Annotated in this window: 18 protein-coding genes; 11 read left to right on the top strand and 7 right to left on the bottom strand. The window is 58.2% G+C overall.

Annotation, left to right across the window (positions count from 1 at the left end; genetic code table 11):
• Window positions 1–44 precede the first annotated feature (44 nt).
• The gene (locus tag SH139x_RS19940) at window positions 45–683 is read left to right on the top strand and encodes an alpha/beta hydrolase (RefSeq protein WP_488351521.1); all 639 of its coding nucleotides are present in this window, start codon (window positions 45–47) and stop codon (window positions 681–683) included.
• Here SH139x_RS19940 and SH139x_RS19935 read toward each other — a convergent pair.
• A complete protein-coding gene (locus SH139x_RS19935) occupies window positions 661–2,253 on the bottom strand; it encodes a TolC family protein (protein ID WP_488351520.1) in 1,593 nt (530 codons plus the stop codon). The two genes, SH139x_RS19940 and SH139x_RS19935, sit on opposite strands and share 23 nt — an antisense overlap.
• 424 nt (window positions 2,254–2,677) lie before the next feature.
• Between SH139x_RS19935 and SH139x_RS19930 the strand changes: the two genes are divergently transcribed.
• From SH139x_RS19930 to SH139x_RS19915, 4 genes are all read left to right on the top strand, one after another.
• Complete coding sequence (locus tag SH139x_RS19930) at window positions 2,678–3,496, top strand: hypothetical protein (RefSeq protein ID WP_488351519.1); 819 nt, start codon at window positions 2,678–2,680, stop codon at window positions 3,494–3,496.
• A 147-nt stretch (window positions 3,497–3,643) separates the two neighbouring features.
• Window positions 3,644–4,666, top strand: coding sequence for a 4-hydroxythreonine-4-phosphate dehydrogenase PdxA (gene pdxA / locus SH139x_RS19925; RefSeq protein WP_488351518.1), 1,023 nt, complete (start codon window positions 3,644–3,646; stop codon window positions 4,664–4,666).
• On the top strand, window positions 4,666–4,887 hold the full coding sequence (locus SH139x_RS19920) for a lipopolysaccharide assembly protein LapA domain-containing protein (protein ID WP_488351517.1): 222 nt from the start codon (window positions 4,666–4,668) through the stop codon (window positions 4,885–4,887). The genes pdxA and SH139x_RS19920 overlap by 1 nt, the downstream gene beginning before the upstream one ends.
• Window positions 4,888–5,231: 344 nt before the next feature.
• Window positions 5,232–5,537: a hypothetical protein gene (locus SH139x_RS19915; protein WP_488351516.1), complete on the top strand. Its 306-nt coding sequence runs from the start codon at window positions 5,232–5,234 to the stop codon at window positions 5,535–5,537.
• Between the two features lie 31 nt (window positions 5,538–5,568).
• Here SH139x_RS19915 and SH139x_RS19910 read toward each other — a convergent pair whose 3' ends face one another.
• A complete protein-coding gene (locus SH139x_RS19910; RefSeq protein WP_488351515.1) occupies window positions 5,569–7,179 on the bottom strand; it encodes an SH3 domain-containing protein in 1,611 nt (536 codons plus the stop codon).
• Window positions 7,180–7,401: 222 nt separating this feature from the next.
• Here SH139x_RS19910 and SH139x_RS19905 point away from each other — a divergent pair, with 222 nt between their 5' ends.
• The 4 genes from SH139x_RS19905 to fliG all read left to right on the top strand — a co-directional run bounded on the left by SH139x_RS19905 (window position 7,402) and on the right by fliG (window position 10,959).
• Window positions 7,402–8,292 (top strand): alpha/beta fold hydrolase, encoded by an 891-nt coding sequence (locus tag SH139x_RS19905; RefSeq protein WP_488351514.1) that lies wholly within the window; start codon window positions 7,402–7,404, stop codon window positions 8,290–8,292.
• Between the two features lie 3 nt (window positions 8,293–8,295).
• Complete coding sequence (locus SH139x_RS19900) at window positions 8,296–9,225, top strand: triphosphoribosyl-dephospho-CoA synthase (RefSeq protein WP_488351513.1); 930 nt, start codon at window positions 8,296–8,298, stop codon at window positions 9,223–9,225.
• 31 nt (window positions 9,226–9,256) lie between these two features.
• Window positions 9,257–9,760, top strand: a complete 504-nt coding sequence (locus SH139x_RS19895) for a 6-pyruvoyl trahydropterin synthase family protein (protein ID WP_488351512.1) — start codon at window positions 9,257–9,259, stop codon at window positions 9,758–9,760.
• Between the two features lie 170 nt (window positions 9,761–9,930).
• A complete protein-coding gene (gene fliG, locus SH139x_RS19890) occupies window positions 9,931–10,959 on the top strand; it encodes a flagellar motor switch protein FliG (RefSeq protein WP_488351511.1) in 1,029 nt (342 codons plus the stop codon).
• Between the two features lie 11 nt (window positions 10,960–10,970).
• Here the strand turns inward: fliG and secD are convergent, their stop codons facing one another.
• Together secD and yajC are read right to left on the bottom strand one after the other, a co-directional pair.
• Window positions 10,971–14,492 (bottom strand): protein translocase subunit SecD, encoded by a 3,522-nt coding sequence (secD, locus tag SH139x_RS19885; protein ID WP_488351510.1) that lies wholly within the window; start codon window positions 14,490–14,492, stop codon window positions 10,971–10,973.
• 85 nt (window positions 14,493–14,577) lie between these two features.
• The gene (gene yajC, locus SH139x_RS19880) at window positions 14,578–15,060 is read right to left on the bottom strand and encodes a preprotein translocase subunit YajC (RefSeq protein WP_488351509.1); all 483 of its coding nucleotides are present in this window, start codon (window positions 15,058–15,060) and stop codon (window positions 14,578–14,580) included.
• A gap of 191 nt (window positions 15,061–15,251) precedes the next feature.
• On the opposite strand from yajC, the gene SH139x_RS19875 reads away from it, so the two are divergent.
• A complete protein-coding gene (locus SH139x_RS19875; RefSeq protein ID WP_488351508.1) occupies window positions 15,252–16,301 on the top strand; it encodes a DegT/DnrJ/EryC1/StrS family aminotransferase in 1,050 nt (349 codons plus the stop codon).
• Here SH139x_RS19875 and SH139x_RS19870 read toward each other — a convergent pair.
• A complete protein-coding gene (locus SH139x_RS19870) occupies window positions 16,274–17,056 on the bottom strand; it encodes a WecB/TagA/CpsF family glycosyltransferase (protein ID WP_488351507.1) in 783 nt (260 codons plus the stop codon). The two genes, SH139x_RS19875 and SH139x_RS19870, sit on opposite strands and share 28 nt — an antisense overlap.
• Before the next feature lie 275 nt (window positions 17,057–17,331).
• On the opposite strand from SH139x_RS19870, the gene SH139x_RS19865 reads away from it, so the two are divergent.
• Window positions 17,332–18,732 carry a hypothetical protein gene (locus SH139x_RS19865; RefSeq protein ID WP_488351506.1) on the top strand — a complete coding sequence of 467 codons (1,401 nt, stop codon included), beginning with the start codon at window positions 17,332–17,334 and terminating at the stop codon, window positions 18,730–18,732.
• 157 nt (window positions 18,733–18,889) lie between these two features.
• On the opposite strand, the gene smc is transcribed toward SH139x_RS19865, so the two are convergent.
• Together smc and SH139x_RS19855 are read right to left on the bottom strand one after the other, a co-directional pair.
• The gene (smc, locus tag SH139x_RS19860; RefSeq protein WP_488351505.1) at window positions 18,890–22,480 is read right to left on the bottom strand and encodes a chromosome segregation protein SMC; all 3,591 of its coding nucleotides are present in this window, start codon (window positions 22,478–22,480) and stop codon (window positions 18,890–18,892) included.
• Between the two features lie 144 nt (window positions 22,481–22,624).
• Complete coding sequence (locus SH139x_RS19855) at window positions 22,625–24,421, bottom strand: flagellar basal body P-ring protein FlgI (RefSeq protein WP_488351504.1); 1,797 nt, start codon at window positions 24,419–24,421, stop codon at window positions 22,625–22,627.
• Between the last annotated feature and the right edge of the window lie 137 nt (window positions 24,422–24,558).

Here is a 24,558-nt window from a genome sequence, read left to right as displayed (position 1 = left end):
AAGCCCAACGAGCAAAAGCCCAACGAGCGAAAGGCTGGCTTAGTGTGATTCAAATTTTATTGTTGCATGGACTCGGCGGTGATCAAACTTCAATGCTGCCGGTCGCCAAACGGCTCAACCGCTCGCTGCCCGCTGCCACTTGCCACGCGGTCGAAGGTGATTATCGCGAGTATCCTCCGCAGTCCCCAGACTTGGGCTGGTTTCATCCACCGAGCGACAGCGATCGCCGCGTTGATTCACCGACTTGGGTTGCTCCCCAACATTTAGAGCATTCGCTGGGCCGGGTTCAGCAGACCGTTGAGAGTCTGATCGCGGCAGGAGAAGCGGCGAACCAAATTTTTCTGCTGGGGCACAGCCAAGGGGGAGCAATGGCCATCGCTGCGGGACTGGCTTGTCCCTATGCACTGGGCGGAGTCTGCACGATCGCGGGCTATCTACCGGCCCCCCTACGTCCCGGGAAAATGGCCTTGGGCACACCTTATTTCCTGCAACATGTCGAACAAGACCCGATCGTCTCGGTTCGCTGGGGCCGCTACGCGGCCGATTATCTCCGCGAGCAGGCGTTGTCATGCGAGCTGAAATGCTGGGAGATCGAGACCCAGCCGCACGCCATGCATCCTCGGCAAATCGACGCGGCCGCCCGCTGGATCGCCGCTCGCGTCAGTCTGAACTCGGCGGATTAGTGCCTGGGGGATTAGCACTCGGCGAATCAACGCGGCAACCGACTTGGCGTTCGATCCGAGCCAGGGTGCCGGCCAAGTTAGCTTGCACGCGGGCCAGCTGGGTTTCAAACAACAACAGCTCGCGGTAGGTGGCCACCAAATCATCAAAGTTGGCTCGCCCACCACGATAGTCGGCCAACACTAGATTCAGCGTGGTTTGCGCCCGCGGCAGCAAACGTTGTTCGTAGGTTTCCGCTTGTCCGGCCAGCGAATCGGCCTGAGCGACTAACCTGCGGAGCCCGCCGTAAAGTTGTTCGCGTTCTGCGGCCAATTGCTGGATGCTGCTCTGCGTGCGGTGTGCCGCCTCGCGGATGCCCGCTTGGTATTTGCGTCGCCAGATTGGCAGCGTCGTGCCAACGGAAAAGCTGAGGTTATCGTGTCCATCGGCCACCGGGCTGATAGCCTGCGCGTCGCTGATCAGCCCCCAATTGAGCCCGAACTGCAAATCGGGATATTGCGTCCAACAAGCGGCTTGCTGACGCTGTCGGTCACGTTCGACTTGCCAAGCGAGCCCACGCAATTCGGGGCTGCACTGTTCCGCCCTCAAAATTAATTGCTGCAAACGCTCGGGTGCGGCGACGGTCGGCGGCGGGACCACGGGAATCGGCACCAACTCCACCGGCTGTCGGACCAGCGTCGCGAGATCGGCACGAGCCGCCGCTAACTGTTGTTGTAACTCATACTCTTGATTAATCAGACGGTCCGCCTCGGTCTGAGCCCGCAACACATCTTGTTGGGAACCGCCGCTGCGATAACGTGCTCCTGCCACGGTCAACAAATCGTCGGCCACGAGCTTGCCCTCCGTGACAATTTCCAAAGCGCGGCTGGTGTACCACAGCTCGAAATATGCCAGCTGCACAGCCTCGGTGACTTCACGTTCAATCCGCTCGACTTCGGCTTGAGCCATTTGCACTTCGCGGCTGACCACTCGCCCAGCGGCCTTGAGTTTTTCGGGCCAAGGCAGCCGCTGTTGCAGCGACATTTGATTTCCCATCCGCCCGCCGGCGGTCTGCAAAGCTTGATCTGACAACGGCCAGAAAGTGTTGTTGAAGACTGGTTCGGGCAGCGCGGTGACTTGGGCGATGCGATTTTGCTCCGCCGCCATTCGCGAGCGAGCGGCCAAAATACGAGGGTGCTGAGCCAGTGCCAGCGACACATATTCCTCCAGCGGCACCCCGGCGGACTCTGCTGAGTTATCTGTTGGCGACTCTGCTGAGTTATCTGCTAAATCTCGATTGTCAATTTGCGGTGGGTTGAAATCCAATGGGGAAGCGGCAGCCACCGTGGCGTCAACGGCTTGCGTTTGGGCCTGCTCGAAATCCGGATAGGCGACTTGCTGAACTCGGGCGTTCGCGTCGTCGACAGATGTTGCCGGGTTGTCCGCGTTGATGGCATCTTGCGAAATCAATTTGCTGGCAGGAGCGGTGAATTGCCGAGCGGCGGGGCTGGCTTGACGCTGAGCACAGCCGGGCAAGCAGCAACCCAACAGGCTGGCGAGTAGCGTCAGTCGCATCGATTGTTCAGTCCCCATGTTCGCCCCGATATCCCCTGCGAATTGCTGATCCTGCGATTGAGCGCGACGGACAAACCCCTACAGAGATCATCTAGCTTAGGAAGTCACTGTATTTCGGTGTTTTCCGTAATCGTGCCCATCCTAAGCTGGACGATCTCTACAGCCCGCACACCGCTACCAAGTCCTTTCTTCGGACCAAACAAGTCGGCAATCTGGCAGAATCCGCAGCCACCGTGCCTATTCACGCCCAGCCCGCCTGTTGCAGCCCGAACAGCCGATACAACCCGACGTTGGAGCAGGAAATTGAGTTGCCACGCGGAGCCGGTTGAAATCTGCAAGTTCGCGATCAAACTAGTAACGACCACGTTCGCAAAAAGCGGGCAGATATCCCTCATATTTTACGCCCCCCTCCTAAACGCACTCTGCTTTTTCAAAAATCATCATGAGCTACTTCAACATCTTCAAGCGACACGATCGTCGTCCCGCCAGCTTGGTAATTGCAGGCTTGCTGATTTCCGGCACCGTATCTGCTCAAGCCCCATCTCACGCAATCGAATCGCCAGCGACGGGCGTCCCCTGCGATTGCTCGACCCCCGCAACTACGTCCGGTTCCGCACCAATGGGCTCTTCGGTGCCTTGTGGTCAAGTGTCGCAGCCAGTGCAAGTTTACAGCCAAGGGTACTGCGGAGCTCCCAGCGGCACTTCGGGCATGTCTTTTGACCTGAACGTCATGTTGACCGGTCAAGTTAACTCCTTGCAGGAAACGGTCGACAAGATGACGGCCGAACAGGAAAGCCTGGCTGCCGCTAAGACGGAACTGGAGACGCTCGTTGCCCAGCTCCGCGAGCAACTGACCACCGCGGAAGCTCAAGCGGAAGCTCAAGTTGCCAAAATGGAAGCGATGACGACCGAAATGGAAACCTTAAAAACGGCCAAGTCGGCGATCGAATCAGAAAAGGAAGCGTTGGCAAAGCAGGTTGCCGAGCGAGATCAACGAATTGCCAAGCTGCAAGCTGAGATGGAAACCGCGACCGCTTTGGCAACCAAACAAGTGCAAGACCTGTCCGCGGAACTAGCTGCAGCTCAAAAAGCAGCCGAGGAAGCAACCGCACCGCCAGCTGAAGAAAACCCAGCACCAGAGCCTCCTCCCGCTCGCAGCGAAGAAGAGGAAGAAGCGGCTGAAGATGCTCCTGCGGAAGATCCACCTGCTGAGGATGTTCCTGCTGAAGACACGCTAGTGGGCGATTCGACTGGCAAATAACGTCAGCGAGCGAGTTGGATTACCGCAACAGGTCATTTCGTTTTCTTGACACCTGACCGGGGGTAACGCTCGACGGCCTCGACTGAGACAATACGGTTTTGGACTCAGTCAGCCGTGTGGGCGTGTTCCCTCTTGGTGAAAACCGAAATGACAGCGAAGCCGCTAATTTTATCAATGGGCGATCCGGCCGGTGTGGGGCCGGAATTATGCTTGCGAGCCGCCAGCTGGTGCCGGGAGCGACAATTGCCGCTCGTGATCAGCGGCTCGGCAACGGTGTTGCGGGAGGTCTCCGAGCGACTTTCCCTGCCATTGCCCGCATGTTTTCCGCTTGCCGGCTGGGACTTGGCTGCCTCGGCACCGGCAGGCGTATCGATTGTCGATCTTGAACAACCGATCGGCCGCGTATCGCCGGGCGAAGTAAACGCCCAGACCGGAGCAGCTTCGCTCGCGTACGTGGAATACGCAATTGAGCGAACTTTGCGGGGCCAAGCGGCCGGTGTGGTGACTTGCCCGATCCATAAGGAAGCGTGGCACGCGGCTGGTTGCCCCTTTCCCGGTCACACCGAATTGCTGGCCGCGCGAGCTGGTGCCGAGCGACACTGCATGATGTTGGCTGCCCCGGAGATTCGCTGCGCGCTGGTTACCGTGCACGTCGGATTGGCCGAAGTGGCTGAGCTATTGTCGGTTCGCAGTGTGCTGGAAACGATTGAGCTGGCGGGCGATGCGGTCGGCCGCATGGTGGGCCGGTCCCCCGTGATCACCGTCTTGGGCTTGAACCCGCACGCCGGCGAAGGAGGCTTGTTTGGTAATCGCGAAGAAGAGCGACTGATCGTTCCGGCGATTGACAGCGCGCGGGCCGCTGGCTGGCAAATTCGTGGACCTTTGCCGCCCGACACGGCGTTCTTGCCAAGGATTCGACAAGAAACGGACGTTTTTATCTGCATGTATCACGATCAGGGGCTGATTCCACTGAAAGCGATCGCCTTTGATGACGCGGTAAACGTAACTTTAGGGCTGAGCATCGTGCGGACCAGTGTTGATCATGGCACGGCATTGGACTTAGCATGGCAGGGCAAGGCCTCCCCCAGCAGCTTATTTGCGGCACTCACGATGGCGGCCCAGCTGAGTGAAATCTGGACAGAGCCGACGATTCCCCGGAGCAACGACTGATGTGGCAAAAAATTAAATTGGGCCTGCTGACGCTGGTTTTCGTGCTGTTGTTGGTGGTGACTCTGCAGAACACCGCCCCCACTGAGACCAAATTGCTGTTCTACGAAGTCACGATGCCGCAAGCAGCCAGCATGTTTCTTGCCGCCGCAATCGGCTTTGCCGGCGGTGCACTGGCTGTCGGCTGGTTCCTCACGCGACGAAAAACCAGCTCCAAACGATAGCCGCTGTCTCCAGCTGTTTGCAATGTAGAACCGCTGTCTCCAGCTGTTTGCAATGTAGAACCGCTGTCTCCAGCTGTTTGCAATGTAGAACCGCTGTCCTCAGCTGTTTGCTTTGTAGAACTGCTGTCCTCAGCTGTTTGCGGACAATGCAAGCGATTGGGGACAATCGCTCTACAATGTACAACCGCTGTCCCCAGCTATTTGTGCTTGTGAAAAAAAATTCAAAAAGTTGTCTTGGTTGTGACCTAAGGTGTCACGCGCCTTTTGAAGAATGGCTTTGTGGTTGAGCGAGTACTCAACCGACGCACTGGTTTGTGAGCCATTTTCATTCGAGAGGCAAAACGATGACTCAGCTAATGTTAGACTTTGCGGCCCCCGCCAGCACCGGCAACTCCTCCGCGGTCGTTGTTTCCCCGTCGCGTCCCAGCCCACAAATTCGCACCAGGCGGCCAGTTGCTCCGGCACCATTCAATGGGGGAGTGCCGTTGTACGATCCGGCTCAGGGGGAGATTCAACACCTCGGCGATTTGGCCCAGATGGTCGTGGCCCGTTATGACATCGTGCGTCGTCGCCGGGCCGCCCGTTTGGCTCGCGAAGCGGCACGGCGAAATGGCGATGCCGCCCAGCAACAGGGCCGCAACGCTCGCTGAAATGCCCAACTCGTTGAAGTGATTGAGCGGATCAGCGGCGCAAACGCACCGCTTGTTCAGCGATCAAGTGGGGTGTTTCCAGGCTGGTGTCGGCTGACGTGCGACCGTATACGCCAACTTCTTGGTTCAGATAGCGGCGGAGGTTGAGGCCCGGCACCGGTGTGATGTAGGAAAGCGTATTGCCGGCGGTATCAGTCAGCGCATACGGAGGCGCTGAGGGTCGCGCCGAATAGACACGCACCAACCAGCCTTGGCGATCGAAGCTGGCAGCCCGCGGCGCGGCGGCACCGATGCGGTTTTCAGCAACAGCTGGCGTTTCCAGCGATGTGTTCACGCCAGCCAATCCGGCCGCTGGCTGGGCAGCAGACTGGGCAGCAGGGTTGGGCGTCGGTATTTCAAGTCTTGCCGGTGCCGCCTGAGTGCTTGCCGGTGCTCTTTGGTCGTCCCGACGGCTGGCTACCAATTGATATTCTTCAATTCGTTTGAGCAGAATCGAAGCCCGTCCCCGTTCGATGCTGTTGGTCGATTCGAGCGCCAACTGGGCAGCTCTGCGACGCAATTGCTCGGTTTCCGCAGCTCGGGCCCGCCTGGCCATGGCCCGCGATAGTTCCATCCTGAGCCCTTCCACATCCAGGCTGGCGAGCTCGTCAGTCGGTTGAAAACGAGGGCTTATCAGCTCGTTCCGCATCGCGGTTCGCAGCGGATTCTTGTCAGCGTCGATCGCCGCTGTGGGGCGTATTGGCTCATGCTCCAGCAGCGGATTGGCAACATCATTGATTGCTCGCAACGTACCGGCTGGCGGTTCCGGTCTCCGCAGTTCGGCCAGCGTGTCGTCCAAAGAAATGTCCTCAAGGCTGACCTGATCCAAAAGTTTTAAATTACTGTTGGCCAACCCGGAACCGATGGGACCATCTTCCAGCACGGAACGCTCGCGGGGGTCGCTCTCCAACGGATCCTGCAGCGGCTCGCGTGGTCGGATATTCTCACGATCCTCGCTGAGGAGTCGCCGCCGTGAACTTCCGGGACTGTCGCGATCGGGTTTGCGATTGGGACTGAACTGGCGATCGGTGTCGAGCGAATCTGTGGCGGCAGCCAATTGGACTTCAGCGAAGGTGGCAACCACCTGCGACTTATGGACCCAGCGAAATTCGCCAGCTGGTGGCACGATGCGGTACCACACATCGTCCCCTTCGGGACCTTGGCGACGGGCTGTGCCGATGATGGTTACCGTCTCGCCACGTTCCAAACGCACCTGCCAGCGATAGGTCTTCGCTCGCCCCAAATGGGTACCGATCCAGGCCACCGCGGCCGCATCGACTACGGTGCCGGTGGTGGCATCTTCGTCGACGCGGATTTGATCACTCTGTATCCAACAAAAACTGTTTTCCGGCGGACGAATGCCGAGCCAGCCATCTTCGGTTTCCAAATAGACCTCGACCTCCTCACCGGCTCGCAGCGGATCGGCTTGATAGAATTCACCCGCCGGTCCGCAGCGCGTGAACTCGCCTTCGCGGGCAACAAAGGCTCGGTAAGGTTCAACCGAAGCATCCTCCGCCCAACTTGGCGACGCCAGCGTCTGCCAAAGTAGGATTCCACAGCTTAGAGCGAGCCAACGGTTGGTTCGGATTTTTCGCAGGTCCATAGCGCATCATCTCCCGAGGTAGAAGGCTGGGGCATACCAGAATTGCTCCAGCCACGCCAAGTTCGATTTTTTTGGCCGATTTCCTGAAGTTGCCAATTCACCCTGTAAAATCGAGCGTGCGCGACAATTTCATCGCACTACCCTGACTCCTCGCGACAGAACTTGGTTAAATAGCGGGTCCGTTTGAATTCCCCCCGTGACGCGTGATCTGGCTGACTGGCCGTGACGATTTCCGATTGGCAAGCTGAATTTCCCTGGCCCAGCGAAAACATTTTGCTGGGCTCGTTGCGTTACGCTTACATCGATCAAGGCGAGGGAGATCAGCCACTGGTTGCCGTGCATGGCAATCCGACGTGGAGTTTTTATTGGCGGAAGTTGATCGAGCGATTCTCACCCAGCCAACGCGTATTGGCGGTCGACCACATTGGCTGTGGCCGCAGCGACAAACCGCAGCAGTACAATTATTGCCTGGCCCAACATCGCGACAATTTGCTCAGCTGGATCGAACGGCTTGATTTACGGAACATCACGCTGGTGGTTCACGATTGGGGTGGTGCGATTGGGCTGGCCGCGGCGGTCGAACAGCCGGACCGCTTTGCCCGCTTGGTGGTCACCAACACGGGTGCTTTTCCGCCACCCTACCTGCCGCTGCGAATTGCCGCCTGCCGTTGGCCGCTGATCGGCACTCCGGCGGTCCGCGGGTTGAACGCGTTTGCCCGCGCGGCAATTTGGATGGCGACCGCCCGCCACCGACGATTACCGGCGGCGGCGGCCCATGGCTTGTTGGCACCCTACGACAGTTGGCAAAATCGAGTCGCCATCGATCGCTTTGTCCGCGACATCCCGATGCGCGCGGAGCACCCGACGCACCAAGTTTTGGTCGACTTGGAGGCACGGTTGACGACGTTAGCCGACAAGCCACAGCTGCTGGTTTGGGGGATGCGGGATTGGTGTTTTCGCCCCAGCTGCCTGCGGCGTTTCCAAGCAGTCTGGCCCCAAGCACAAACCGTCGAATTGGCAGACGTCGGTCACTACGTGATGGAAGACGCCGGAGCGGAAATGGTGACGGCTGTCGAGCGATTCTTGGCTGACACGCCTGCGGCAACGGTGTAAGGCGTGAGCGAGCCTTGGACCGAACTGCGGCAGTGGATTGAAAGTCCGGCGGATGCGGTTCGCTGGGCCTGTGGTCTGGAGGTGACCGCTCCCAAGCTGGGGAATGTCCATCTCAGCCAGTCGTTCGTCGATCTGTCGGCCGCAGATTTTTTGATCGCGGCGGAGGAATTGGCAATCGCCGTGTCCGAGCATCGCCAAGTCGGCGCGATCGTGCTCGCAGCGGTCCGTGGTACGGCTGGAAAGACACGCAGCAATGTCAACTTGGGGATCGCCCTGTTGCTGGCTCCGCTGGCGCTGGCGGCTGAGCGGGTCGGCGGCGATGCCAGTCAAAGTGAGCAGCGCGGCGTCGTGGAACAAGTCCTCGCGGAGCTTACTTCGGCAGATTCCCGCGACGTTTACGCAGCTATTCGCCTGGCCAAACCGGGAGGCTTGGGGACATCTGCACAGCTGGATGTTCGCGGCGGTGACGACGCTGAAGCAACGCCCCCTCCGGCCCCAAATCGCTTGCTCGACGCCATGCAGCTGGCCCGCGACCGCGACTCGATCGCTCGCCAATACGTCAGCGGCTTTGCAGACATCTATGATTCCCTGGTGCCACGGCTCGCTGGCGAAGTGGCGGCTGAAGGAGATTTGCTATTCGGCATCCGCGGTGCCCAATTGCATTGCTTGGCGGAGCACTCCGATACGTTGATCGCGCGCAAATGCGGTCCTGCGATTGCTGCGGAAGTCCGCTCGCGAGCCGCCGCCGTATTGGCGTTCCCACGTGGGGAAGCGCGGCGGCGAGCGACCCGGGAATTCGATCAATGGCTGCGAGCCGACGGAAATCGCCGCAATCCGGGGACCACCGCCGATATGATCGCCGCCAGCCTGTTCGTGCTGCTGACGACCACTCGGCACGTCCCAGTGATTCAATCACCAAGTTTTCAAATTTAACATCAATCGTTGCCGCCCCAGGAATTTAATTGTGACAACCCAACCAAGCTTTCGAGTTGACGTCAGTAAGGAAGCTTTTGTTTTTTCCGCAGCCCACTTTATCACCTTTGCGGGAAACATTTGCGAGCGGATCCATGGGCACAATTACGGGGTGCGAGTGGTGGTCGAAGGTCCGCTGGATGAAAACCGTTACGTGGTGGACTTTATTGCCTTGCGGGATGCCGTGCTGGCTGAAACGGGGCAATGGGATCACCACGTTTTGCTGCCTAGCGATCATGCCGCCATCAAGGTCACCACGGAAGACCGGGAAGTGGTGGTGCGGTTTGAAGAACGCCGTTGGGTTTTCCCGTTGGAAGATTGCGTGATTTTGCCTGTGATCAACACGACCGCCGAAGAGTTGGCACGCGTGTTGGCCGAAAAGTTAATTAAGCGAACCCAGCAGGCATTCGGCAATTCACTCAGTTGGATCGAAGTTTCCGTGGACGAGAATCATGGCCAGTGGGGCACCTGCCGGTTGCCTTGGCCGCAAAACTGATACAGTCGCTGCGGATGATCGGCAATCTCTCTCCACAGCTCGCTCCACCAAAAATCGCTTGTTGAAGGCGTGCGACCGCAACCGAATTTCCTCGATGTGACTTGGCCTACGCTCACATCTCCAGGCCATCAACAATCGCGTCGGGGAGTGCTCGCCCAGTGAATGTCGGAATGAAGACAACGCCAACAGTCGGCACCACGCCCAGCGGTTCGGGATTGCGCAAAGCGGCGATCGTGATCATGAGCTTGCCGACGCGCGACGCGGCTCGCGTGCTTTCCAAACTGCCGATGCCCTACATCGAAGCGCTCAGTTTGGCGATTGCCCAGCTCGATAACGTGAGCGGAGATGAGCAAGAAAGTGTGATCTCCAACTTCTTCGAGTCGAAGGCCTCAGCGCTCGACCCCAGCGGCGGCGGACTCGAACGCGCTAAGGAATTGATTCGACAGGCGCTTGGTGATGATGCTGCCGAGTTGATCGGCAATCTTCAACAGACCATCGAAGCGATGCCCTTCGCTTTCGTGAAAAAGGTCGATCCGCAAACGTTAATCAACTTCGTGATCGAAGAGCATGCGCAAACAATCGCGCTGCTGATGAGCCACCTGCCGAGCGGCTATGGGGCGGAAGTCTTGGCTGGCCTCTCTCCTGAAAAGCAGCTCGACGTGATCCGCCGCATCAGCTCGATGGGCCGCACCAGCCCGGAAGCGATCTCGGAGCTGGAGCGAGGTTTGGAAATGCGACTCAGCAGCATGATGAACCAACAACAGAGCAAGTCGGGTGGCGTCCAGAACGTGGCTGGTATTTTGAACGTCTCGGAACGCTCCGTCGAACGCAACATCATGGAGTCGCTGGCGACCGAGGATCCGGAATTGATGGACGAGATCCGTCGCTTGATGTTCGTCTTTGAAGACATCGGCAAACTCTCCGACCGCGATGTGCAAGCACTGCTCAAGAACGTGGAGACATCCCAGTGGGCGATGGCTCTCAAGGGCAGCAGCGAGGCGTTGCAAGACAAGGTGCTGCGGAACATGAGCACGCGAGCGGCGGAGAACCTCCGCGAAGAGATGGATTACCTCGGCAGCGTTCGCGTCTCCGAAGTCGAAGGTGTTCAGCAGAAAATCGTCGACATCGTTCGCCACTTGGAAGATACAGGCGAGCTGTCACGTCCAAGCGGCGAAGAGGAAGAAGAATATATCAACTAAACGGCTGTCAGTTAGACTGTCTTTGGATCGCGGTTAACCAACCACAACAAGACCGGCGAAGCGACAAAGACCGAGCTGTAGGTGCCCACGATTACGCCGATCACGAGTGAGAAAGCGAACGCGTGGATCCCTGACCCGCCAAAGAAGTACAGCAGGGCGACGACGATAAACGTGGTTAACGAAGTCAACAACGTGCGGCTTAGCGTCATGTTAATGCTGGAGTTGATCATCTCGGCTGTCAACCGCGGACTCTTGCCGCGGGTTTCCCGAATCCGGTCAAAGACGACGATCGTGTCGTTCAGCGAGTATCCGACAATCGTCAACAGGGCGGCGACGACCGTAAGACTGATCTTAAACTCTTCGATCAACAAGAACCCAAAGAAACCGGCCACCCAGTGGCTGATCGCGATCGCACCGAGGGTGATCAGTACGTCGTGGATCAATGCGACCACCGCGGCAAAGCCAAAGGCGACGCGTTGGAAGCGGAACCAGATGTAAGCGATGATGAACAACAAGCTGGTGAACATGGCGGCCGCGGCACGATTAACCATTTGACCGGCCACTCGCCCACTGATCTCGTTGCTGGATAACCAGACCGGATTATCGTTCATGCTTGCCTTCAATTGCTCGACCACTTGGTCGGCCTGTTGCGCGGGCAGTTCCAGAGTGACTTTCCAAGAAGCAAAAGTCAGACTCGACTCGGGAGTCCAAGTCGTCACCTGCTCAACTTGCAGAGGATCGCTGGGGTCTTCCGGCAACGGTTCCGCTTGAATGTCGAGTGGCTCGAGTACGACTCCGGCCGCCTCGGCGGCGTTGAGCAGCAAAATGCTCAAGTCCTCGTAATTCAGCGTGGCTTTATCCTCGGTTCCTGCGATCGATAGATCCAACACGAACTCGCTAAATATCTGTTCGCTGATCACGGTGGAATCAGTCCCGGCGACTGGTGCGGCATCCCCGGCGGTATCGATTGCCGAAACGTCCTCATCCGTTGCCACTTCGCCGGTCGTGCCAGCCTCGACCACGGCCGGAGCCGTGGGGGGAATAAACGAGTCAGGAGCAATCACGACCGGCTTGTCACCGGCGGGCGGTTCGTCAGCAGGAGGTTCGTCAGCAGGAGGCTGATCGGCAGTCGGCTCTTCGGTCGCAGGCTCTTCGGCAGCGGGCGGATCCGCCGGGGCGGGCTCCTCGGCTGTCGGCGGTTGAGCTGGCTCTTCGGCTTGTTGCCAGGAAGCAATCAAACGCGTGCCGTTGTCCCGTTGCCAATTGCCGGTGTCGGTCGGTTCGGGAGTCGCTGCGGGAGCGCCCGAATCGAGTGTTTCGGTTGCTGGCGTGCGGGTGCCCGACTCCATATCTCGAATATCAACTCGATAGGTGATCAGTTTGGCATCGGGCGAGTTGGCAAAGCCAGCTAATATCAATTGCTTGAGCGTTTCGTCGTCTTCAAAACCGGCGTCAACCTTGTAGACGGTGTCTCTTGCCGCGCTGTCAACGTCGACGCTGTTCAGCGTGAACTGGACTGGCGTACCATCCTCGGCTGTGAGCAAGCTGGCAGCAACCAAGTCACGCACCTTATCGGCGGTCATCGATTCCTCCAGTTGGAAAGTGACCGAACTACCGCCGGCGAAATCGATATCGAGAATCTCTCCACGACGATCAAAGAGGGCTACCAAGCCGACGATGATCAAGATCGCCGAGAGGCTCATCGCGATTGTGCCTTTGCTCATGAAGTCGAAATCTTTGTTGCCGGTAAGGACATTCCGAATTGAGGAAACCATATCCGACATCCCCAACGACAACTTGTGTTTTCGTTCAGCGATGTCGAACAATGTTCGCGACACGTAGATCGCGGTGAACATCGAGAACAGGATGCCCAAGATCAAGGTCACGGCGAAACCGCGAATCTGATCGGTCCCGATTGCGTACAACACGATGGCCGTGATCAGGGTGGTCAAGTTCGCGTCGACAATCGTGGTCGTGGCGCGGGCGAAACCGTTGCGAACCGCCATGCGGGCGGCGGCACCCTTTCGTAATTCCTCACGAATCCTTTCAAAAATCAACACGTTCGCATCGACCGACATACCAACAGTCAGCACGAGACCGGCAAGACCAGGCAAAGTGATCGGCTGATTGATCAGAATCATCATCGCCATAATCATCACCAAGTTGAGGATCAGAGCGGTGCAAGCGACGATGCCGGCGAAACGATAATAAAACAGGACAAACAGCAGGACCAAACCGAGCGACACGGAGATCGCCGTGATCCCCTTGCGAATCGTGTCGGCACCCAAGGTCGAACCAATGCGGTTTTCGCTGATCGGCGTCTTGTTGATGGCTCCAGGCAACTGGCCAGCTTGGAGAATATTGACCAAGAAGTCCACTTCTTCCTTGGTAAAGTTACCAGAGATCGTACCCGAACCACTAATCGCAGAATTGATCGTGGGAGCGGACAACAGTTCGTCGTCGAGCACGATTCCCAATTGATATTTGGTGTTATTTTGGGGCACGTTGTTGCCCGTCAACTTACTAAACCGGGCCGAGCCGGAGTCCTTGAGGCTAAACCGCACCGATGGGCTGCCGTCGGTATCAAATCCGCGAGCGGCAAAGGAAAGCTGTTCCCCGGTGATCCGCAGCGTTTCGTTAACAACCATGAGGATCTGCAGGTCACGGATGCCCTGCTGCTTCATATAAGCAGCCACGTTGGCACCTTCATTAACGCCGCCGAGTTGCGGAGGCAGACTGACAAAAGCGCCGGTGTCAGCGTTTCGCACAATGGAGGGGTAAATCCTCGGCGATCCGCCACTGCCCAACACATCGATTCGCAGCGGCCGAATGCCATCTTCCGTTGCGTCTTCGACACTGGCACGCGAGACGTCGGCCCAATAGCCGATCTGTTTCCCCACGCTGTCGGTCACTTTACGACTCAGACGCACGCTGCGGTTTTCGCTCGTGCTCTGCTCACGAGCCGCCTCCAGCAACGAATCATGTTTGAGGCTGTTGGCGACGATAAAGAACTGCAAAATACCTGCTTGGGTAATTTGCCGTTTGATGTCCTCAATTGCTTCATCTCCCTTTTCAGGGATGATGATTTCAATTTGCGTGTCGCCGTAGGGGCGAATTTGGATCTCTTTGGTCCCCCCCGGATTAATTCGACGAATCAAAGCGGGAATCACCGTTTCAGCACTGACCGGACGCATTTCGCCGTCATCAGAAGCTTGCACCGATGCGGTGGGGTCCAGCTCGTAGACCAGAATCGTTCCCCCTCGCAAGTCGACGCCATAGTCGAGCTCGCCGAACACGAGCACCATCGCCGAAGCGGTAACGGCGAACAGAATTGCACCAACTCGCGAGCCGTAAGTCGGCATCTTCAGAGACTTTGCAAACGCGTTCCCGATTAGAAACGGGACCACGCAGACGGCCAGAACTGCTGCGAGGATGGCATAATTCTGCCAGGAAATCCCGCTGTCATCCTGCTGGGCCAGCAGCATAGCGGGAGAAAGTGCGTCAAGCAGGGCTTGGGGGACGAAGTCGAGCATGGAAGGTCTTGGTTTGGTGGAAGTCCGATTTCCGCGATTATTCTTATAGGATTAACGAAAGCGACCGAGGAGAGCCGTACGCTGGTCAAGAACCAGATGTACTGTCCTTACCATTCGGAGTAGCAGCCGGTGTTACCGTGCCGATCGCTGAACGCAGCACGCGCAGCCGCGTGTTATTCGATTCATCGACGCGAATGGTGACTTCGTCGGAATCTGAGTTGACGTTCACAACGACCCCAAAAATTCCGCCCGTGGTCACCACGCGATCATTCTTCTTGAGCGAAGCACGCAAATTGGCGGTCTCCCGCTGCCTGCGTCGCTCCGGTAGCAATACCAACATGTAAAACAAAAACATCACCCCCGCAAAGAGGGTCAGCGGGCTCCGCAACAATCCTTGAAAAAAAGTCGGTGGTTGCCCCGCAGGTCCGGGACCGCCCCCGGCAGCACCCCCCTCTGCGGCTGGCGGCAACGCATCAGCGCCGGCTTGCGCAAGCAGGCTCAACTGCGAAACGACCTCCGAAAAGGTGGCAATTGATTCGACCAGTGCGAAGTAACAGGTATCGAGCACGTCCGCTCTACAATCTATAACGGGGGAAAGCTAGTTTTGGCTCGGAACATGCCATAGCTCCGCGCAGCCTAATCGCGGCATAATATGACGTTACGAAACCACTCACAACCCCAGCCTCGCAGACCTGGCCCACAACTGTGACCGATTTCGCGACGTCTCCCCCCTTGCAGCTACCCGCTTGGCCCACTTCGATGGATTCCATTTGGGCCTCTCTGAGCAAGTCTCTCACCAACGGCCAATGGCGTGAATATTTCGGCCAACCAGCCGAGCAACTGGCTCTGGCGATTGCCAGCGCGTTGGAGGTTGCTCACGTTCGCTTGGTCCCCAGCGGCACCGCGGCGGTCGAATTGGCGCTCCGCGCTTGTCGGCTGGAAGCAGCCGACGAGGTCATTTTGGCAGCTTTCGATTATCCAGGAAATTTCCGTTCGGTGACGGCGGTGGGTGGTTTACCTGTCATGGTCGATGTGGCCGCCGGCAGTTGGTCGATCAATCTCAAAGAAATTGAAAAAGCGATTACCCCCAAGTCCCGCGTGCTCATCGCCTCGCACCTCTACCAAAATATGGTCGACGCGGCCGCCCTGAGGCAACTGGCCGATGACGCCGGGTTGGTCTTTCTGGAGGATGCCTGCCAAGCCCCAGGGGCCAGCGTGCAAGGTCGACCGGCGGGGAGCTGGGGGCACATCGGCACACTCAGCTTTGGTGGCAGCAAGGTGTTGACCAGCGGCAATGGTGGGGCGATTCTGACTTCTGATCCCCGCATCGAGCAGCGACTGAAAATTTTACTGGAGCGGCCCGGCGACACTTATCCGCTGAGTCAACTGCAAGCCGCAGCGTTGCTGCCCCAGTGGCAATCGCTGAGCTCCTGGAACCAATACCGCGGGACCGCCGCGAACGAGCTGAGCCAGGCTGTGGCAGATTGCCACGGCTGTCAATTGCCCGCTGCCGAAACCTTTCCAGCCTTTCCCGCACTTTACAAATGGGCCTGGTTTGCCCCTAGCGAAACGGCTCGCGATCAGCAAATTCGCACCGCTTTGGAACTGGGCCTGCCCTGCGGGAAGACGTTTCCGGTATTCAGTAAACGCTCGCAGCGAATTGCCCGCAGAATTGGGAATTGCCCACATGCGGAAATCGCAGCCCACTGTGGCGTGGTGCTCGATCATCGGGCTTTGGCAATCCCGACCGCGCAACGTGGCGAATTGATCGCTCGACTGCGTTATCTGTTTGCCGCTTGCGGTGAGTAGCCGAGCAGATCACGACACAGGGTTTTCGCCAGGAAAGCGGCGTTTTGGCTGTACCTTGGGACCAGCCGACGAGGGTCGCTCAACATCCGATAAGCCCACTCGAGCCCCATTTTCTGCCATCCCAGCGGAGCTCGCCGGCACGTCCCGGCGACAAAGTCGAACGAAGCTCCCAATTGAATCGAGACCGCCGCGCCAATTCGCTGATATCGCTCGGAAATCCAAATCTCGCCCTTGGGTTGCCCGAAAGCAACCAACAGAATATCCGTTCCCGCGTCACGAATTCGCTGCTCCTGGGCCAATTCCTCCTCGGCGGTTAATTCACGAAAGGGTGGCGATTCGACTCCCGCCACTTGCATTCCCGGATATAGCTGAGAAAGTCTGTCGGCACACTGACGAGCGACTCCGGGGGCGGCTCCCAGAAAAAATACCCGCCACCCATGCGCCGCCGACCCCGCCGCGATGCGATAAATCATTTCGCTCCCCGCCACTCGCTCCGGTAATTTCGGCCCTCCGCCGCGGCGCGAGCGTGCCACGATCGGCATCCCGTCGGCCAGCAAGCCAATTGCACCTGCCGTCACCGCGGCCAATTCGGGATGCTCGGCGGCCAACATCACATAGTTCAAATTAGCCGTAATCAAGTACTCGGGCTTGCCTCGAGCAACTAACTCGCCAATCCAGTCGATCGATTCGGTGAGAGTCACGCGGGCAAACGGCAGCCCCCACACATCAACAGTTTCAGGTTGAAAAATTGGCATCGCGGACTTCTCTCGGAGGCGGGGTCTGGGGCGTGGTTGCATGCTTCTGAAGTCGAGTGTTTTTCAACTCTAGGCTGCCGTTGCCCGTGGCGCCGGAACCCCTGACGCTTTTTCGGAAAGCTCCGGTTTTGCCGCGGCGGCTTGGCCAGCGAACCTATTCGTTCACAATTCGATCGTGATAGGATGGAAACGGGGCAAAGCTTTTTTGCGACAAAGCTCGCTCCGCTGATTTTGCCCACTCGGGTCCGCTCCTTAAAAACACGATTTTCTTGATAATGCATCCCCGCTCCCTTGTTGTGATCAGCGTCGATGGGTTGGCAACCGCCGGCTTGGGTCCTTACGGCTGTTCCTGGCTGGACACCCCTGGCTTTAATCAACTTGCCGCCGAGGGTGTCGTCTTCGATCGCTTGATCGCTAGCAGCACCGAACGTGAAGAGGTCTTAAGAGAATTTTGGCAGACCTCCTCGACTCCCCACTCAAGCCAGGCTGGCGCACCCCAGCACGATGCCGAGCCGACTTGCCAACGCTTGGCCGATTGGGCCACGACTCGCGGTTACAAGCCCCTGCTGTTTACTGATTGCCGACAAGTCGCTCAGCTGGCCAGCAGTTGCGGGTTTGAGGAAAGTCATTTGGTGATGCCGGCGGAGGCCACGCTGGCCGCTTCCATCGAAGAGACTTTGCAAGGGCGATTATTTGCCACCGCCCTGGCTCACTGGGAAGAACGAACGGGCAACGGCAGCTCGCCAGAGAACGCGGAGCCTCAGTTGCTGTGGATTCATGTTTCGGCCTTGCTGCACACTTGGGACGCGCCGCTGGAGTTGCGAGCCTCAGACGATCTGCTCGATGAAGACGCGGCCGCTTGTTCCCGCTGTGAAGAAGAACCCGAAGAATTGGTTTGGAATCCTGAGCAGGATGACGCGGAGGACGAGCGATTAGCGGCTGATCGAGTCGCCATCGAGGAGGCGAGGTTGTCTGCCGTACCGCCGCGCTGTCAGCTCTCCGAGGCCGACGATCCCGATCTCTTACTAGCCTGGATGACGGCCTACGGTGCGCAAGTTCAACTGCTCGACTCGCTGCTGGAACTGTTGCGACAAACGCTGGTTATGCCCTGCGATGACGACTTCGGGGATTCGGCTGGAGAGGATTTCGCTGGAGTGGATTCGCTTGAGGTGAGCCATGCAGCGGACCAGTCGACAGCTTTGGTGGTGGTTTCGACTTCGGGTTTCGCGCTCGGGGAGCATGGCTTCTTGGGCGCGGCACAAGGTCCGCCGCGGAGCAATCGCGTTCAGCTTCCGATGCTGATCGAAGCAGCCGGGTTGGGCCCCATTCGCTGTGCCCAACCAGCTTCGAGCGCGAGAGTACGAGCCACGCTGGCGGACTTGCTGGGGCTGCTCGCCTCGGTTCAGCAACCACGGGCTTCCGACGATCTTGCTGACGCCTCGCTGTTGCAGTTGGCCGAGCCGACCGCCTGGGCCGAGCCGCTGGCGACGGAAAGTCCTGTCATAGAGACTCGCTGCGGGGAGTCTGCGGAGGGGCTGTTATTGCGGACCACGCCGGGCTGGTTCTTAGCCACTGACGAAACGGGAGAACCACATCTCTATCTCAAGCCTGATGATCGCAATGATGCCAACGACATCGCCAGTCTGAAACCAGAAATAGTGGCAACGCTATTGTAAAGCGATTGTATTGTAGAGCGATTGTCCCCAATCGCTTGCAACATACCTCTCGCGTGCCAACCTCGGGTTTCTGCCAGACGAACTGGCAGGGTAGCGATGCACGATAACTTGCGGGGCATGAAAAGCAAACAGCTGAGGACAGCAGATCTACATTATATCAAGCAGCCCGCTTGATATGACCGTCCTCGGTAACGTCTTCAAATCGCACGCTGACTTGCTTGCTGACACCCGACTCTTGCATCGTGACGCCGTAGAGTGTGTTGGCCGCGGTCATTGTCTTTTTGCTGTGCGTCACAACCACGAACTTGGTCTGATCCAGGAACTCGGTCAACACCGTCACAAATCGACCAATGTTTGCTTCATCGAACGGGGCGTCGACTTCGTCCAGCACGCAGAAGGGGCTGGGGCGATACTGGAAAATGGCCATCAGCAACGCCACTGCGGTGAGCGCTTTTTCGCCACCGGAGAGCAGCGAGTTGGAAAAGGATGGTTTGCCTGGCGGCGTGGCCATGATCTCCACACCGGCCTCGAGCGGATCGGCATCTTCCTCGAGGATTAAGTCTGCCGAGCCACCACCGAAAGATTTCCGGTAGAGTTTTTGAAAGTTGATGCGGATCGCTTCGAGCGTATCCAAGAACAACCGGCGACTGTCCGTGTTGATGCGTTGGATGATCCGTTCCAGCGATTCACGAGCGGCCGTCAAGTCTTGGTATTGACCATGCAGTTGGTCATAACGCGATTGCAACTCCTGCAATTCTTCCAAGGCTTCCATGTTGACCGCGCCGGTCTTTTGCAATTGGGCACGCAAGCTGACGATTTCCTCCTCGACCGCCGCGCGATCTTCGGGCGGGGTAAAGTCTTCCGGCGGGGACTCACCAGCTAGATCGATTTGATAATCCTCACGGACGCGGTCGGCCAAGGTGGTTCGCCGCAACTGGGCCTCATCCCGATTGCGTTCGATCTCACGCACTTGCTCGGCCGCTTTGGTAACTTGACGTTGCAACGCGTCGGTGGTTTTTTGACGTTGGCGGCCTTGCTCACGTAGTTGCGCCACGCGAGTGGCTAACGTGCGTAATTCGCTTTCGGCGGCTTCGTTGCGTAAGTAAAGTTCAGCCAGCTCGCTACCGCAGGAGAGAATCCGCATTTCGATTTGATCGCGGCGTTCGCTGTCTTGCGTCAGTTGGTCGTGCACTTCGGCCACCGCCGCGTCGCGTTGCGACTGATCTCGCTGCTGTTGTTCGAGCGTCGCTTGCAACGCTTCGGCCCGTTGTTCGACGCGCGCCAGATCGACGCTGCAACGCATCACCACATCGGTGGCGGCTCGCAATTCGGCTTGGCGTTCCGCAAGCCGCGTGACAATCGTTTTGCTGTTGGCCTCCAGTTCGGCAATTCGATCCCGACATGCGGTCAGTTGCGAGGTGACCGCGTCGAGCTGTTCGCTGGCCTCATCACGGGCCGCCTGGGCTTCGTCGCGTTGGGCCAATAAATCGGCCAGCGCCAGCCGACGAGCTTGTTCGCGCTCGACCGCCGCTTCGCGAGTCGCTTCCGCACCGGCGCGTTGCGTGACACTTTTGCGGTGTTGTTGTTCGAGCCGTCCCAGCGTGGCCGCTTGCCCGTCGACGACGGCAGCCAAGCGTTCGATCTCGCGTTCGTTTTCAACCAGCTGGTAGCGGTAGTGTTGCAGCTCTTTCTGTGCGGAAGTCAGTTCACTCCTGCGGCTCACCAAACCAGCCGCGGCGGCAGCCGGCCCCAGTACCAGCGACCCGTCGCGTTCCAGCAATTCGCAGCCGCCGGTTACAAACCGCAACCCAGCCCCGCTCAGACGCCGCAGCCCCATCGCGGTTTGCATCGTATCGACCAACCAAGTGGTGCTCAGCAGGTGTCGAGCCAACGGCTCGAACTCGGGCTGCACGCGAACCATTCGATCAGCCCGACCAACAACGCCTTTGAGACCATCGAGGCGAATACGATCACCGGGGCGACGCGTTGGCAATTCGTCGATACGTAAGATACCAACACGTCCAGCCAGCCCTAAATCACCGGACATAACCGCTTTTTGCAGACGCTCGCCTCGCACCACGATATATTGCGCCAGTGGTCCCAAAGCGACATCGATCAAGGGTGCCACGTGGACGTCGGTTTCCAGCAAACTCGCCACCAGGGCGACGACGTCGGTCAGCGGCCCCGCAGTGACTTGGCCAGCCGCTTCCATAAGGTTTTTGACACCCGTCTCCAGCCCTTCTTGCCGGCGGTTTAGATCTTCCAGCAAGTTGGCTCGCTCGCTGATCCCTTGCAACCGCACCCGCAGCGAAGCCGCTTCGTCGCGACGTCTTTGCAGCACGCGACGATGCTGACCCAGCTCGGCTTCTTGTTGATCGATCTCGATCTGCTGTTGCTTAATCGAGGCGTCGAGCTCGGTCATCAGCTGCACGCACCGCGACACTTCCTCGATCGCTTCGTCGACCGCCGCGGTACCAGCTTCGACGCGAACTTCGAGCGCATCAAGCGAACGATGGCCGGCGTCGATCCGTTGCTGATACCGCTGCAAGGTACCTTCCAAATCGGCAGCTTGACGCAGCGCATCGAGGTGCTCGGTTTGCAGGGTATCTCGCTCACGACGAATCGCTTCGACGTGATCGCTGGAGACCGAGCGAACCTGTTCCGCTTCGCCGGTGGCTTGACGAGCCGCGGTCAACGCCTGTTCGGCTTCGCGATGCCGCCGCCGCAAATCTCGCAGTTCTGCGACCGCCGAGCCAGCTTGAGAGCGGAGCACTCGCAATCGCCGGCGACCGGAATCGAGCTGCCGATTGACGTCAGTAATGGCTTGATGATCGGCGTCTCGCGTGCCTGTGAGGCTGGCGATGCGACGCGAAATCTCATTCCGTCGTGTTTCGATATCGGCCGCTTGCGTGGCCGCATCTTGCAACGCTAAATCGGCCGTTTGACGCGCTTCGACGGCCGCTTGATGTTCGTTCTCAGCACTTTCGTGTTCCGTCCGAGCCGCTTGCAGTTTATCCCCCGTCGTGGCCAGCACTTGACTCAGCTCGGCCCAGTCGGTCCAAGCTAACGAAGTTCGCAGTTCCCGCAATCGATCGCTGGCTTGACGATAACGCTCCGCCTTGGACGCTTGGCTTTTCAGGCTCTGCAGCCGCGTGCCTACTTCGTCGACGATATCGCCAAGTCGATTTAGGTTTTGTTGGACACGAGCCAACCGCCTAGCCGCTTCGACCTTCTTCGCTTTGAACCGGCTAATCCCGGCAGCTTCCTCGAAGATGGCCCGACGATCTTTAGGATTCGCCTGCAGCATGCGATCGACTTTACCTTGCTCGATCAGGCTGTAAGCATCGATACCGATGCCGGTGCCGCGAACTAGGTCTTTGACATCCTTCAGCCGACAAGGGCTGCCGTTAATTAAGTATTCACTTTCACCGCTGCGATAGACGCGGCGAGTGACCTGGACTTCGTCCGCTTCGAAGGGCAAAGCACCACTGGTGTTGTCAAAAAAGATCGACGCTTCGGCCGCGCCGGCCGGTTTGCGATCACTGGCCCCTTTGAAGATGACATCCGACATCTCCTTGCCACGCAAACTCTTGGCACTCTGCGAACCGAGCACCCATTTAATGCCGTCGACGATGTTCGATTTCCCCGAGCCGTTGGGGCCAACGACGACGGTGATCCCCTCGGGAAAGTCAAACCGAGTGCGATCGGCAAAGCTCTTGAAGCCATAGAGTTCGAGAGCCTTGAGCATGCGCGTAAATCAACCCGGGAGCAAGGAAATCCGTTTCTGGTTCGGATGCTTCCGAACTCTTGTTTCGGTGAGTGTGTTTTGGTCTTTACTGTTGCTTGCGCTGCAAGCGATTGGGGACAATCGCTCTACAATGTTTTATATATTCTAAGAAACTGTCTCCGTAACGGAAAGATCGATCGCCGAAAACCAATCACGCGGGTCGTACCACGCTCGTTCTTGCGGCTTGGCAGCGGGCGGATCGATTGCACTGGGGCTCAGCGAACTGGGGATGCCGGTAGCTTCCTCCGAGTCGCGACGATACTCTCGCAACGGTTGCGGCAGCACATCGATCGCCAATTGAGCCGCAAAAGCTTCCTGTTGCTTCATCATCCGCAAACACTCGACAATCCCCCCGTAGCCACCTCCCACCATGGCGATACCCGCGCAAACGCTGCCGACATCCGCCGGTACGTTCACCCGCGCATCGGGCTTGCCAGTCAAAATCCGATTGATCTGCAAACCACCTCGTTCGTTGGGCACAATTAATAGTCCGTTCCCAGCCACGATCGATTGCGATAACTGGACCGGCACCACGCCGCCAAAAATGACAATGTCGGGTGCCCGCCTGAGGCTCAGCGAAACCAAACTGCCGCCCGCCGATGGGACATCATAGAGCCGAGCAACTTCGGCTGCTCCATCCGTTAACTGCTGTCCATAAATTGCCGTGTTGGCGTCGTGACGACGGCGGATCGCGTCGAAGGCGCCAGTTCGAGTTTCCGTGCTCGTTTCGTCCATCAAGCTTCGCAGCCCTTCCACGGCTCGTCGCTGCGGCATCCCCGAAAGAGCCAACAGTGTTTGAAATCGAAACGCCGGCTGGTCCCGCGTCAGTTCCACCAAAGGATCAATCGCTTCCTCGTGATCCAAGTAGGAAAGTGCTTCGGCAGCGTAAAACCGAATTTCCGGGTTCGACGCTCCCAAACCGACCAACAAGGTGGAAACTCCGTCATGACCAATGCCCTCCAATTGCAGGGCCGCGTCCTGAGCCGTCGTTGGTTCAGCCAGCTGTTTGGCCAGTGCCGGCAGACGCTCTTGCAAACGGGCAATATCTGGATCCGAGCTGAGCGCACCAATCACGGCCATCAAACGATGCACGTTGTGCCGGTAACGTTCTGGAATTTCAATCGTAATCAGATCATCTTCTTTGGCATTGGCGATGCCGCGACGTTGTGTGCCATCGAAAAAGTGAAACCGCCGATTGATCACGTCGGCAAACCGTTTGGAGATCGCCACGTGCTGGTAATTGGAGCGAATCCGCAATTCCAAATTGCTGTCCTTCTGCACGCGACCGCCACCCAAAATCCGCCCCTCAAGCAGCAACTGGGGGTCGCTGCCCGCCTCGAATTGCTCACGCAATACGATCGGGCCGGTGCCAATCGCCAGCGGATCACTGCTCCGCGGTTTACCATCCTGCATGACTTGCGTGTAAGCGATGCGAGCCGGCATCAGCCAGCCGCCCTTGAGGCTGCTGGTCTGCTCATTGGTCAAATTGGGACGCGAAGAAGTGCGTACGACCAAGTCCAAGGGGTCATTCCGCCGCGCGCCGGGTGGCAACACCGCCTCAATCATCACGATGGAGGTCTCCGGCGAGTCAATAAACTCGTTCGGATTCATCACGTCGTACTTCTGCATCTCCCTCAGCACCAAGTCCCGCTGCTCGCTAGCCGGCTCGACTCCGCCGGTGCCATTGAGTCCGTTGACAATGCCGAAACTCTGAACTTTGACGTACTGCAGCCCCCGTGGACTGACCGCCGTGCGGATAAAGTCCGGTGGCTCCGGCGCTTTGAGCAGGTTCTTGCTGAGATCCTCTTCACTGGTGTCTTTGCGCCAAATTGCACATCCCCCGAGGGTGACGATTCCAAGTGGTATCGCCAAACCAATCACCCACAGCAGGCTCTTGCGCATCGTATCTGTCCGCACGTCAGAGAATGAAATCCGAGTCATCGCGGCAGAGAGTAGCAACCTCGGCGGGACCCCCACAAGATCGAAAGCTGCGTGGCTGTTTTTGCCGCTGATGCCGCTGATGCCGCTTAGGTGGTCAG

Source organism: Kothea flammea (genome assembly GCF_052161645.1).
Taxonomy (GTDB): domain Bacteria; phylum Planctomycetota; class Planctomycetia; order Pirellulales; family Pirellulaceae; genus Laterigemmans.
The sequence above is the reverse complement of the archived record's forward strand: the minus strand, read 5'-3'. Positions and strand labels throughout refer to the sequence as shown.